The organism is Kineococcus indalonis, assembly GCF_009906395.1.
Taxonomy (GTDB): domain Bacteria; phylum Actinomycetota; class Actinomycetes; order Actinomycetales; family Kineococcaceae; genus Kineococcus; species Kineococcus indalonis.
Genome location: NZ_JAAALM010000062.1, coordinates 1 through 11,998, shown reverse-complemented (window position 1 = coordinate 11,998; position 11,998 = coordinate 1). Strand labels below are relative to the sequence as shown.

At 75.6% G+C, this 11,998-nt stretch carries 13 protein-coding genes; 7 read left to right on the top strand and 6 right to left on the bottom strand.

Annotation, left to right across the window (positions count from 1 at the left end):
- Positions 1 to 135: 135 nt before the first annotated feature.
- A complete protein-coding gene (locus tag GTR00_RS24815) occupies positions 136 to 1,098 on the bottom strand; it encodes an ATP-binding cassette domain-containing protein (RefSeq protein WP_166610597.1) in 963 nt (320 codons plus the stop codon).
- 135 nt (positions 1,099 to 1,233) lie between these two features.
- Between GTR00_RS24815 and GTR00_RS05345 the strand changes: the two genes are divergently transcribed.
- From GTR00_RS05345 to GTR00_RS05325, 5 genes are read left to right on the top strand one after another with little or no spacing between them, the layout of a single operon-like run.
- Positions 1,234 to 2,022, top strand: coding sequence for a helix-turn-helix transcriptional regulator (locus GTR00_RS05345; RefSeq protein ID WP_323132229.1), 789 nt, complete (start codon positions 1,234 to 1,236; stop codon positions 2,020 to 2,022).
- A gap of 8 nt (positions 2,023 to 2,030) precedes the next feature.
- Complete coding sequence (gene sufB, locus GTR00_RS05340; protein ID WP_166610601.1) at positions 2,031 to 3,458, top strand: Fe-S cluster assembly protein SufB; 1,428 nt, start codon at positions 2,031 to 2,033, stop codon at positions 3,456 to 3,458.
- Complete coding sequence (gene sufD, locus GTR00_RS05335; RefSeq protein ID WP_166610595.1) at positions 3,458 to 4,684, top strand: Fe-S cluster assembly protein SufD; 1,227 nt, start codon at positions 3,458 to 3,460, stop codon at positions 4,682 to 4,684. Before sufB ends, sufD begins: the two co-directional genes overlap by 1 nt.
- Entirely contained in the window at positions 4,684 to 5,442 is a 759-nt protein-coding gene (gene sufC / locus GTR00_RS05330) for a Fe-S cluster assembly ATPase SufC (RefSeq protein ID WP_166610594.1), read from the top strand. Before sufD ends, sufC begins: the two co-directional genes overlap by 1 nt.
- Positions 5,443 to 5,470: 28 nt before the next feature.
- On the top strand, positions 5,471 to 5,839 hold the full coding sequence (locus GTR00_RS05325) for a metal-sulfur cluster assembly factor (protein ID WP_323132227.1): 369 nt from the start codon (positions 5,471 to 5,473) through the stop codon (positions 5,837 to 5,839).
- Here GTR00_RS05325 and GTR00_RS05320 read toward each other — a convergent pair.
- Genes GTR00_RS05320 through GTR00_RS05310 form a run of 3 tightly spaced genes read right to left on the bottom strand, consistent with a single transcriptional unit; the run spans position 5,829 to position 8,032 of the window.
- Positions 5,829 to 6,677, bottom strand: coding sequence for a CbiQ family ECF transporter T component (locus tag GTR00_RS05320; protein WP_166610593.1), 849 nt, complete (start codon positions 6,675 to 6,677; stop codon positions 5,829 to 5,831). The genes GTR00_RS05325 and GTR00_RS05320 overlap by 11 nt on opposite strands.
- A gap of 10 nt (positions 6,678 to 6,687) precedes the next feature.
- Positions 6,688 to 7,359, bottom strand: a complete 672-nt coding sequence (locus tag GTR00_RS05315; RefSeq protein WP_323132226.1) for an ATP-binding cassette domain-containing protein — start codon at positions 7,357 to 7,359, stop codon at positions 6,688 to 6,690.
- Positions 7,360 to 7,399: 40 nt separating this feature from the next.
- Complete coding sequence (locus GTR00_RS05310) at positions 7,400 to 8,032, bottom strand: biotin transporter BioY (protein ID WP_166610592.1); 633 nt, start codon at positions 8,030 to 8,032, stop codon at positions 7,400 to 7,402.
- Positions 8,033 to 8,147: 115 nt separating this feature from the next.
- Here GTR00_RS05310 and GTR00_RS05305 point away from each other — a divergent pair, with 115 nt between their 5' ends.
- Both GTR00_RS05305 and GTR00_RS25565 read left to right on the top strand, forming a co-directional pair.
- Positions 8,148 to 9,746, top strand: coding sequence for an ABC-F family ATP-binding cassette domain-containing protein (locus GTR00_RS05305; RefSeq protein WP_166610591.1), 1,599 nt, complete (start codon positions 8,148 to 8,150; stop codon positions 9,744 to 9,746).
- A 152-nt stretch (positions 9,747 to 9,898) separates the two neighbouring features.
- Positions 9,899 to 10,147: a helix-turn-helix domain-containing protein gene (locus GTR00_RS25565; RefSeq protein ID WP_166610590.1), complete on the top strand. Its 249-nt coding sequence runs from the start codon at positions 9,899 to 9,901 to the stop codon at positions 10,145 to 10,147.
- A gap of 30 nt (positions 10,148 to 10,177) precedes the next feature.
- Here GTR00_RS25565 and GTR00_RS05295 read toward each other — a convergent pair whose 3' ends face one another.
- Both GTR00_RS05295 and GTR00_RS05290 read right to left on the bottom strand, forming a co-directional pair.
- On the bottom strand, positions 10,178 to 10,930 hold the full coding sequence (locus GTR00_RS05295) for an SDR family oxidoreductase (protein WP_166610598.1): 753 nt from the start codon (positions 10,928 to 10,930) through the stop codon (positions 10,178 to 10,180).
- A gap of 76 nt (positions 10,931 to 11,006) precedes the next feature.
- Positions 11,007 to 11,998 (bottom strand): SURF1 family cytochrome oxidase biogenesis protein (locus tag GTR00_RS05290; RefSeq protein ID WP_205705107.1); only part of this gene is annotated, 992 nt, incomplete at its 5' end.

Sequence of the window (11,998 nt, the reverse complement as noted above, 5' to 3'; positions counted from 1 at the left end):
CGAGGCCGGCTTGGCGCAGGGTGCGCCGGGCGAAGGGGGCGGCGGTCCCGCGGGGGCTGAGGTCGAGGGCGGGCCGGGGAGCGCGCTCGCCGGCGGCCCCGCTGCGCCCGGGGGAGGCGGCCACGCCGGCGCCGCTCACCGCAGCGTCCGGCCGGTGAGGTCGAGGAACACGTCCTCGAGGGTACGGCGGGCGGCGCCCAGGCCCTGGGGCAGCACGTCGTGGGTGGCGCACCAGGAGGAGACGGTGGCGGCGGTGCGCGGGTCGGCGGGCACGCCGCTGACGAGGTAGCGGCCGGGCTCGGTCTCGGTGACGACCGCGCCGGCGGGCAGCGCGGAGGCCAGGGAGGCGGTGGGCAGCCCCTGCGGGGCGCTGAAGACGAGGGCGGCGGCGCCGCGGGTGAGCTCCTCGGGGGAGCCGGCGGCCACGACGCGGCCGTGGTCGACGACGACGACGTCGTCGGCGAGGCGCTCGGCCTCCTCCATGAGGTGGGTGGTCAGCAGCACGGCGACGCCGGCGTCGCGGGCCTGGCGCACGACCTCCCACACGGCCAGGCGCGCCTGCGGGTCCAGGCCGGCGCTGGGCTCGTCGAGGAAGAGCAGCTCGGGGCGCCCGACCAGGGCGCAGGCCAGCGCCAGGCGCTGGCGCTGGCCGCCGGACAGGCGCCGCACGCGGGTGCGCGCGAAGGAGAGCAGGCCGAGGCGCTCGGCGAGCGGGCCGACGGGCAGCGGGTCGCTGTGCAGGCCGGCGACGTGCCGCAGGACCTCCAGGGCGCCCGCGCCGGTGGGCAGCCCGCCGTCCTGCAGGACCACGCCCACGCGGGGGCGCAGCTGCGCGCCGCCGGTGGCGGGGTCCAGGCCGAGCACGCGCAGGGTGCCGGAGTCGACGCGGCGCAGGCCCTCGCAGCAGGCGACGGTCGTGGTCTTGCCGGCGCCGTTGGGTCCCAGCAGGGCGGTGACGCGGCCGCGGCGGGCGGTGAAGGTCAGCCCGTCGAGGACGGCGGTGCCGCCGTAGGCCTTGCGCAGCCCGCGCGCCTCGACCGCGAGGTCCGCGGCGTCGCCCGGCGCGGGGGCGGAGGGGGAGGGGGAGGCGGCTGCCACGGGGCACGAGTCTACGAGCCCCGGTAGTAGCCCTCGCGCCCGAGCGTGGTGACCCGTCTCACCCGCGCGCGGGGGGACCCCCGCTCGAGGGGCACCGGGGAATTAGGTAACATGGACGTTGTGGAATTGGTGAGGGTGACCTCACCCCCGCGGCCCGGGGGTGAGCAGAGCGCGGCGGACCTGCGCACGCGCACCCGCGTGCACGCCGCCGTGGCCGAGCTCGGCCCCGTCAGCGCGGCCCGCCTGGCCGACTCGCTCGGCCTGACCGGCGCCGCGGTGCGCCGCCACCTGGACGCGATGGTCGCCGACGGCGTGCTGGAGTCGCGCGAGCCGAGCCCGGGCCGCCGCCGCGGCCGCGGCCGCCCGGCGCGCGAGTTCGTCGTCTCCAGCGCCGGCCACGACGCGATGGCCTCCGGCTACGACGAGCTGGCCCTGGCCGCGCTGAGCCACCTCGCCGAGGTGCAGGGGGCCGGGGCGGTCGCCGACTTCGCCGAGCGGCGCTTCAGCGCCCTGGGCGAGCGGCTGGCCGCCGCGGTGGACCCCGCCGCCCCCGCTCCCGAGCGGGTGCAGGCGCTGGCCCAGGCGCTGACCGCGCAGGGCCACTCCGCCTCCGCCCGCCCCGTGGGCCGCGGAACAGCGGCCGAGGGGACGCAGTTGTGCCAGGGGCACTGCCCGGTGCGCCGGGTGGCCGAGGCGTTCCCCGAGCTGTGCGAGGCCGAGCGCCGCGCCTTCGAGCGCGTGCTCGGCGCGCGGGTGCAGCGCCTGGCGACCCTGGCGCACGGCGACCACGTCTGCACCACCTTCGTGCCGCACGAGCAGGACGGCGGGCCCGCCCCGTCGCCCGCCGGGCGGACCGCGAACCAGGACCACCTCTCCGCCCCCGCCGCGGGGAGCCGGACGCCGACGGAAGGACGACGACCGTGACCGACACCGTGTCCGACACCACGCAGGAGCTGGCCGGGCCCCCGGAGCTGGAGGGCCTGGGCAAGTACCGCTACGGCTGGGCCGACTCCGACACCGCCGGCTCGAGCGCGCGCCGCGGGCTCTCCGAGGAGGTCGTGCGCGACATCTCGGCGAAGAAGTCCGAGCCGGGGTGGATGCTGCAGCTGCGCCTGAAGGCGCTGAAGCTCTTCGCCCGCAAGCCCATGCCCAACTGGGGCTCGGACCTCACCGGCATCGACTTCGACAACATCAAGTACTTCGTGCGCTCCACGGAGAAGCAGGCCACCAGCTGGGACGAGCTGCCGGCCGACATCAAGAACACCTACGACCGCCTGGGCATCCCCGAGGCGGAGAAGCAGCGCCTCATCGCCGGCGTGGCCGCGCAGTACGAGTCGGAGGTCGTCTACCACCAGATCCGCGAGGACCTGGAGGAGAAGGGCGTCATCTTCGTCGACACCGACACGGGCCTGCGCGAGCACGAGGAGCTCTTCAAGGAGTACTTCGGCACCGTCATCCCCGTCGGCGACAACAAGTTCGCCTCGCTGAACACCGCGGTGTGGTCGGGCGGCTCGTTCATCTACGTGCCGCCGGGCGTGCACGTCGACATCCCGCTGCAGGCCTACTTCCGGATCAACACCGAGAACATGGGCCAGTTCGAGCGCACCCTGATCATCGCCGACGAGGGCTCGTACGTGCACTACGTCGAGGGCTGCACCGCGCCGATCTACCAGAGCGACTCGCTGCACTCCGCGGTCGTGGAGATCGTCGTGAAGAAGAACGCCCGCGTGCGGTACACGACCATCCAGAACTGGTCGAACAACGTCTACAACCTGGTGACCAAGCGCGCCACGGCCGCCGAGGGCGCCACCATGGAGTGGATCGACGGCAACATCGGCTCCAAGGTGACGATGAAGTACCCGGCGGTCTACCTCATGGGCGAGCACGCCAAGGGCGAGACGCTGTCCATCGCCATGGCCGGCGAGGGCCAGCACCAGGACGCCGGCGCCAAGATGGTGCACGCCGCCCCGCACACCGCCAGCTCGATCGTCTCCAAGTCGATCGCCCGCGGCGGCGGGCGCACCTCCTACCGCGGCCTGATCCAGGTCCTGGAGGGGGCGCACCACTCGGCCTCCACGGTGCGCTGCGACGCCCTGCTCGTCGACACCATCTCCCGCTCGGACACCTACCCCTACAACGACATCCGCGAGGACGACGTCGTCATGGGGCACGAGGCGACCGTGTCGAAGGTGAGCGACGACCAGCTCTTCTACCTCATGAGCCGCGGCATGGCCGAGGACGAGGCCATGGCCATGATCGTGCGCGGCTTCATCGAGCCCGTCGCGCGCGAGCTGCCCATGGAGTACGCGCTGGAACTGAACCGCCTGATCGAGCTGCAGATGGAAGGGGCCGTCGGCTGATGACCGCCGTCGACGAGACGACCACCGACCCGGCGGCGGGTTCGCCCGTCAACACCGCCCGGGCCCACAGCCACGGCGCAGGCGTCGTGCCCGACGCCAGCCGCGCCGAGCGCGTGACGTCCTTCGACGTCGCCGACTTCGCGGTGCCCACCGGCCGCGAGGAGGAGTGGAAGTTCTCGCCGCTGCGCGAGCTCGCCCCGCTCTTCGAGGCGGCCCCGGCCGGCTCCGCGGCCGTGGAGGTCAGCGGCCCGGACGCCGTGGTGCACCGCACCGGCACGCTGCAGGAGGTCGGCGCCGGCACGGCGTTCACCCCCGGCGACCGCGCCGCGGTCACCGGCTGGGCGGCCACCGCGCAGGCGCACCTGGTGTCCGTGCCCGCCGAGGCGGAGCTGGACGCGCCCGTGCTCGTGGCCGTGCGCGGCACCGCCGGCACCACCACCTCCGGCCACCTCGTCGTCGAGGCCGGGCACCACGCCCGGGCGCTCGTCGTGATCAGCCACACCGGCTCCGGCGCGCACCGCGGAGGCGTGGAGGTGCGCGTCGGCGACGGCGCGGACCTGACCGTGGTGACGCTGCAGGAGTGGGACGCCGACGCCGTGCACGTCGGCCAGCACGACGTGCTCGTCGGCCGCGACGCGCGCGTGCGCCACATCGCCGTCAGCCTCGGCGGCAAGGCGGTGCGCCTGTCCACCAACGTGCGCTACGCCGGCCCCGGCGGCGACGCGCAGGCCCTGGGCGTGTACTTCTCCGACGCCGGCCAGCACCTCGAGCACCGCCTGTTCGTCGACCACGAGGCGACGAACTGCAAGAGCTACGTGGAGTACAAGGGCGCCCTGCAGGGCGACGGCGCGCACGCCGTCTGGATCGGCGACGTCCTCATCCGCGCGGCCGCTGAGGGCACCGAGACGTACGAGCTGAACCGCAACCTGGTGCTCACCGACGGCGCCCGCGCCGACTCCGTGCCCAACCTGGAGATCGAGACCGGCGAGATCGTCGGGGCGGGGCACGCCTCGGCGACCGGGCGCTTCGACGACGAGCAGCTGTTCTACCTGCAGGCGCGCGGCATCACCCCCGACGAGGCCCGCCGCTTGGTGGTGCGCGGCTTCTTCGCGAGCATCGTCGAGCGCATCGGCGTGCCGGAGATCTCCGAGCGCCTCATGACCACGATCGAGACCGAGCTCGCCGCGACCGACCTGGCCGGCACGAGCAGCACCGAGGAGAACTGATGCCCACGCTGGAGATCCGCGACCTGCACGTCACGGTCGACGAGGCCGACGGCGGCACCAAGGAGATCCTCCGCGGTGTCGACCTCACCATCGGGTCCGGTGAGGTGCACGCGGTCATGGGCCCCAACGGGTCCGGCAAGTCCACGCTGGCGTACTCCATCGCCGGCCACCCCAAGTACACCGTCACCGGCGGCTCGATCACGCTGGACGGCGAGGACGTGCTGGCGATGAGCGTGGACGAGCGCGCCCGCGCCGGGCTCTTCCTGGCGATGCAGTACCCCGTCGAGGTCCCCGGCGTGACGGTGTCGAACTTCCTGCGCACCGCCAAGACCGCGATCGACGGCGAGGCGCCGAAGCTGCGCACCTGGGTCAAGGACGTCAAGCAGGCGATGGACGACCTGAAGATGGACCCGACCTTCGCCGAGCGCAACGTCAACGAGCACTTCTCCGGCGGCGAGAAGAAGCGCCACGAGATCCTCCAGATGGAGCTGCTCAAGCCGAAGTTCGCGGTCCTGGACGAGACCGACTCCGGCCTGGACGTCGACGCCCTGAAGATCGTCTCCGAGGGCGTGAACCGCTCGCTGGCCAGCACCGGCCCCGGCGTGCTGCTCATCACGCACTACACGCGGATCCTGCGCTACATCAAGCCGCAGTTCGTGCACGTCTTCGTCGACGGCCGCGTCGCCGAGCAGGGTGGGCCCGAGCTCGCCGACTCCCTCGAGGAGACCGGTTACGACCGGTTCCTCACCCGCGCCTGACACCCGCGCCCGAGACCTGGAGGTCGTCGTGAGCGACACCACCGAAACCACCGGGACCGCCCCCGCCGGGGCGGCCGCCGGTCCCGTGCCGACCCCCCTGGAGGAGGTCGAGGAGGCCCTCAAGGACGTCGTCGACCCCGAGCTGGGCATCAACGTCGTCGACCTGGGCCTGATCTACGGTCTGACCGTCTCCGACGACAACGTGGCGACCATCGACATGACGCTGACCAGCGCGGCCTGCCCGCTGACCGACGTCATCGAGGACCAGACGCAGCAGGCGCTGGCCGACGTCGTCGCCGGGCACCGCATCAACTGGGTCTGGATGCCGCCGTGGGGCCCGGAGAAGATCACCGACGAGGGGCGCGAGCAGCTGCGCGCGCTCGGCTTCAACGTCTGAGCCGAGCCCACCCGCCGCCCGAGGGGGCGCTCACCGGTCCACCGGTGCGCGCCCCCTCGGCGCGTCCGGCCCCGCGGGGCTCCCCGCCGGGCTCGTCGTCCAGCTCGTCCTCCAGCTCGTCGTCCAGCTCGTCCTCCAGCTCGTCGTTGAGCCCGTCGTCGAGCCCGCGGGCGGCCAGCGCCTCGGCCAGCGCCTCGGCGTGCGCCACGGTGCGCACCGCGGTCGGCACCAGCACCGCGCGCACGTCGCGCTCCAGGCCCCGGGCCGCGGCCGCGGCCCGCGACTGCGCCAGCAGGCCGGCGACCACCGGGATGCTGCTCACCGCCAGCGTCAGCAGCAGCGCCACCCGACCGGGGCGCACCCCCGCGCGCCGCAGCGGGCGCAACCCGGCCACCACCGCGTCCAGCAGCACCGCCACCGGCGTGGTGGCCGTCAGCGTCGCCGCGGCCCACACGCACACCACCACCGCCGTCAGCACCACCACGGCCCGCACAGGGCCCTCCAGCCACCACTGGGCGGCCCCCAGCAGCACCAGCACCCACGCCAGGCGGCGCAGCTGCGTCAGCAGGTGCGCGAGCCCCAAGCCGCACGCCAGGGCCAGCGCCGCCACGCCCGCCGCCAGCGCCAGCAGCACCGCCGCCGCCGGCGCCGGGGGCGCCAGCGAGCGCACCAGGCCCGCGGCCAGCGCCGTCAGCGCCAGGCCGGCCAGCTTCGCCCCGGCCCCGGCGCGGTGCAGCACCGAGTCCCCGGGCGCGTAGCGCCCCAGCAGCGGCGGCGCCGGGTCCAGCCCGCGCCGCCGCCACCGGGCCCGGCGCCCCAGCGCCCACCGACCGCTCACGAGCCCATCCTCAGGCCGACGCCGCGTAGGCCGCCACGACCTCGCCGGCCGGGCCGTCGGCGACCACGCGCCCGGCCTCCAGCCACAGCGCGCGCCGCGCCCGCCGGGCCAGGGCCAGGTCGTGCGTGGCCACGACGAGCTGGGCGGGGGAGGACAGCAGCACCTGCGCCACCCGTCGGGCGGTGCGCAGGTCCAGCAGCGTGGTCGGCTCGTCGCACGCCAGCACGGCCGGCTCGGTCGCCAGCACCGCGGTCAGCGCCAGCAGCTGGCGCTGACCGGAGGACAGCTCGCGCACCCCCGCGTCGGCCAGCGCGCCCAGGCCCTGGAGCTCCAGCAGCTCGCGCGCCCGCGCCGCGCGCTCGCGCCGCGGCACGCCGGTGCGGCGCAGCGAGAGGGCCACGTCCTCCACCGGCGTGGGCATCACGAGCTGGGCGTCGGGGTCGGGGAAGACGAACCCCACGCGCCGGCGCACCCGCACCAGGTCCGCCTCGGTGTCCAGGCCGTCCACGCTCACCGCCCCCTCCGAGGGCAGCACCAGGCCGTTGAGCAGGCGCAGCAGGGTCGACTTGCCCGAGCCGTTGGGGCCCACCAGCGCCACCGACGCCTCGGTCAGCTCCAGCTCCAGCGGGTGCAGCACGACCCGCTCGCCGGCGCGCACGCAGGCCCCGTCCAGCCGGATCACGCGGGCGCGCGCAGCGCCGCCCGCGGCGTCGGGCCCGCCGTCACCCGCGGGCGTGCAGGCGGGGGAAGGCGCGCAGCACGGGGGCGGCGACCACCACCGTCAGCAGCACCTTGAGCAGGTCGCCCGGCAGGAAGGGCAGGCACGCCTTGACGGCCGTGGCCACGTCGAGCCCGCCGTTGAGGACCATGCCGGGCACCCCGCCGGCGTAGACGACGCCGATGCCGCCCAGCAGGCAGCCGACCACCAGCCCGGGCACCTCGAAGCGCCGGCCCGCGCGGGCGGCGGGGCGCACCACGGCGCCCACGACCAGCGCGGCCAGCGGGTAGCTGAGCAGGAAGCCCGCGCTGGCGCCCGCCAGCACCCCCAGGCCGCTGCCGCCCTGCGCGAACACGGGCAGGCCCGCGAAGCCCAGCACCAGGTACACCAGCGCCGCCGCGGCCCCGCGCCACGGGCCCAGCACGGCCCCGCACAGCATCACGCCGAGGGTCTGCAGGGTGATCGGCACGGCCAGCACGCCGACGGGGACGGCGCCGGCCACCGCCAGCGCGCACAGCAGCGCCGCGAAGACGGCCACGAGGGCGGTGCCGGTGGCGGGGTTGACCGGGCGGCGCACGCCGGTGCCGCGGGCGCCGGGGCGCGCGGGAGCGGCCGGCCGCGGAGCGGGGGGGACCATGGGCGGGACGCTAGCCGACCGCGCGGCCCGCGCGGGACCGTCCGCGGCGGCAGGGTCCTGACGCGCCGTACCATGGGGGTGTCCCCGCCCCACCTCATCGCTGCGAGCTGCCCACGTGATCGTCGCCACCGACATCGAACTGCGAGCCGGGGCACGACTGCTCATGGAGCACGTCAGCTTCCGCGTGGCCCCGGGAGACCGCATCGGGCTCGTGGGGCGCAACGGCGCCGGCAAGACCACCCTGACCAAGGTGCTCGCCGGGGAGGGCCAGCCGGCCTCCGGCTCGGTGAGCCGCTCCGGGGAGATCGGCTACCTGCCGCAGGACCCCCGCGCCGGCGACCCGGAGATGCTCGCCCGCGACCGCATCCTCGCCGCCCGCGGACTGGACGAGGTGATCACGCGCCTGCGCCGCGCCGAGCAGGACATGGCCAGCGACGACGCCCGGGTCCGCGACAGGGCGATGGACCGCTACACCAAGCTCGACGCCCGCTTCGTGGCCATGGGCGGCTACACCGCCGAGAGCGAGGCGGCGCGCATCTGCGCGAACCTCAACCTGCCCGACCGCATCCTCGACCAGCCGCTGAAGACGCTCTCCGGCGGCCAGCGCCGCCGCGTGGAGCTGGCCCGCATCCTCTTCTCCGCCAGCGAGACGCTCCTGCTGGACGAGCCGACCAACCACCTCGACGCCGACTCCGTCGCGTGGCTGCGCGACCACCTGAAGAACTACGCCGGCGGCCTGATCGTCATCAGCCACGACGTGGAGCTGCTGGAGGTCGTGGTCAACCGCGTCTTCCACCTCGACGCCAACCGCGCCACGATCGACGTCTACAACGTGGGCTGGAAGAACTACCTCAAGCAGCGCGAGACCGACGAGAAGCGCCGCCAGCGCGAGCGCGCCAACGCCGAGAAGAAGGCCGGCACCCTCATGGCGCAGGCCGACAAGATGCGCGCCAAGGCCACCAAGGCCGTCGCCGCGCAGAACATGGCCAAGCGCGCCGAGCGGCTGCTGGGCGGGCTGGAGGAGGCCCGCGTCCAGGACAAGGTCGCCAAGCTGCGCTTCCCCAAGCCGGCGCCCTGCGGCAAGACCCCGCTGATGGCCCAGGGGCTGTCGAAGTCCTACGGCTCGCTGGAGATCTTCACCTCCGTCGACCTCGCCATCGACCGCGGCAGCCGCGTCGTCATCCTGGGCCTCAACGGCGCCGGCAAGACCACCCTGCTGCGCATGCTCGGCGGCGTCGAGCAGCCCGACAGCGGCCGGATCGTGCCCGGGCACGGCGTGAAGGTCGGCTACTACGCGCAGGAGCACGAGACGCTCGACCACGAGCGCACGGTCCTGGAGAACATGCGCTCGGCGTCCCCGGACCTGGACGACACGCGGGTGCGCACCGTGCTGGGCTCCTTCCTCTTCTCCGGCGACGACGTGGACAAGCCCGCCGGGGTGCTCTCCGGCGGGGAGAAGACGCGCCTGGCCCTGGCCACGCTCGTCGTCTCCAGCGCCAACGTGCTGCTGCTGGACGAGCCCACGAACAACCTCGACCCGGCCAGCCGCGCGGAGATCCTCGACGCCCTGCGCCACTACGAGGGGGCCGTGGTGCTGGTCACCCACGACGAGGGGGCCGTGGAGGCCCTCGGCCCCGAGCGGGTGGTGCTGCTGCCCGACGGCGTGGAGGACCTGTGGAACGCCTCCTACGCCGAGCTGGTCTCGCTGGCCTGATCCGGGCCGGCGGCGGGCCCCGGCCCGCCGCCCGCGCCCTGCGCGCACGCCCCGTCCGCGCCCCGGCGCGCTCCTGCCCGGTGCTTCGACTGGCCGATCCCGCCACAGGTGGTGACCATGGTGGGGCCGGAGACGACGTCGAGGAGGTCGCTGTGACCGAGGCTGTGAAGCGGGGATCCCGGTTGAGCGGAGCCGAGCGCTCGCAGCTCGCGGAAGAGCTGTCGAAGGGCTACGCGGAGGGCAAGAGCATCAGGGCGCTGGCGGAGGAGGCCGGGCGCTCGTACGGCTTCGTGCACCGGTTGCTCAGCGAGAGCGAGGTGTCGCTGCGCAGCAGGGGCGGCGCCACGCGCGGTCGGGCCAAGCAGCGCCACGAGGCCGACACCGAGCAGCACGCCGGCTGAGCCCGCACCGCGGGCGCGGGTGCCGGCTGCTCACAGCGAGCGGTCGGCGCCCCCGTCCACGGTGAGGGAGGCGCCCGTCACGAACGAGGCCGCGGGGGAGAGCAGGAACACCGCCGCGCGCGCGAACTCGTCGGGCAGCCCGGCGCGGCGCAGCGGGACGGCCTCCACGGCCGCCCCGTCCAGGGAGCCGGGCTCCTCGAACTCCAGCGGCGACTCCGCCTCCACCCGCCCCACCAGCAGGTTGTTGATGCGGATGCCGCGCGGGCCGAGCTCGTCGGCCAGGGCCTTGGCGGCCATCGCCAGCCCTGGGCGCAGGCCGTTGGCGACCCCGGCGTCCTGGGCGGGGCTGCGCACGGTGCTCGAGAGCAGCATCACCAGCGAGGCGCCCTCGCCCGTGGCGGCCTTGGCCACGGAGCGCGCCAGCCGCAGCGGCCCCAGCACGCTGGCCTCGAACGCCTCGCGCCAGGAGGCGTCGCTGGCCTCCAGCACCGAGGAGGTCGGCGGGGTGCCGCAGGAGACCACCGCCCCGTCCAGCCGGCCGAAGCGGGCGTTGGCCGCGGCGGCCAACCTCGTCTCGGTGCCCGGCTCGGCGATGTCGCCGGGCACCAGGAGCATCCGTTCCGGCGCCCCGATGGACCCGGCCGCGGACGCCAGCTCCTCCGGGTCCCCGGCGGAGAGCACCAGCAGCGCGCCCTCGTCGGCCAGCAGCCGCGCGCACGCCAGCCCCAGGCCGGTGGACGCACCGGAGACGATGTAGACGCGGTCGCTGAGGCCAAGGTCCATGAGCACATTGTTGCGCAGTGTGGCGGGTGATACACGCAGCATGACCGCCCGTCGAGCGGGGGTGCACCCACGCCGGTCAGCGCCCCGGGCGCACCCCGGCCTCCACCTCCGCGTCCTCGGCCTCCTCGTCGCTGCCCGCCCGCACCGGGCGCCGCCGCCGGGCACCGCCGGGACCGCCCGGGCCACGCCCGCCGGCGTCCCCGTCACCGGGAGCGCCCCCGCCGGGAGCCCCGTGGCCGGGGTCCCCGCCCGGGCCGGCGCCGGCGGGCACGGCACCCGCCTGCGGTGCGCGGGCCTGCAGCTCCCGGCGCCCGGCGACCACCCACACCACCAGGGCCGTCAGCGCGAAGCCGTACCACTGCACCGTGTAGGCCAGGTGCGGGCCCTCGTCGACCTCCGGCCGCCCGGCGCGCGCGGGCACCTGCGCCGGGGCGGGCTCCTCCGCGGAGAGCACCGCGTACCCGCCGCGCAGCCGCGCCGCGCCGGCGTCGGCGGTGGCGCGGGCCACCGGTCCCGCGGCGATCGAGGCGACCTGGCCGCGCGGCGCGGCGCTGCGCCGCGCCGGCTCCCACGGGCGCACCCGCGCGGTGACGCTCACCGTCCCGGTGGGCGCGGCGGGCACCGCGTCCGGGGCGCTGCTGGTGCTGCCGGCGGGCACCCAGCCGCGGTCCACGACCAGGGCGGTGCCGTCCTCGAGCAGCAGCGGCACCAGCACGTCGTAGCCCACCGACTCCTCGTGCTGGCGGTTGCGCACCAGCACGGTCGCCGCGGCGTCGTAGGTGCCGCTCACCCGCACCGGCGTCCAGGCGTCGCGCGCGGCCAGCGGACGGCCGTCCGCCGGCAGCAGGACGTCCACGTCGGCCGGGGCGGCGTCGTAGTTGCCCACCAGCGGGGCGTTGGCGGCAAGGCGCGCCTGGCGGCGGTGCCACTGCCACTGCCCCAGCAGCACGCACACCACGGCCACCGCCACGGCCAGCGCCAGCCCGCGCCGCCAGCGCGGCTCGCGCAGCAGGCCGAGCACCCCGCGCACCCCCGCGCCGCGGCCCGGGGGTGCGCGGGGTGCTCGGC

Coding starts and splice junctions, on each gene's coding strand:
- GTR00_RS05310 (WP_166610592.1), bottom strand. CDS start 8,032: ATGGTCCCCCCCGCTCCGCGGCCGGCCGCTCCCGCGCGCCCCGGCGCC.
- sufD (WP_166610595.1), top strand. CDS start 3,458: ATGACCGCCGTCGACGAGACGACCACCGACCCGGCGGCGGGTTCGCCC.
- GTR00_RS05295 (WP_166610598.1), bottom strand. CDS start 10,930: ATGGACCTTGGCCTCAGCGACCGCGTCTACATCGTCTCCGGTGCGTCC.
- sufC (WP_166610594.1), top strand. CDS start 4,684: ATGCCCACGCTGGAGATCCGCGACCTGCACGTCACGGTCGACGAGGCC.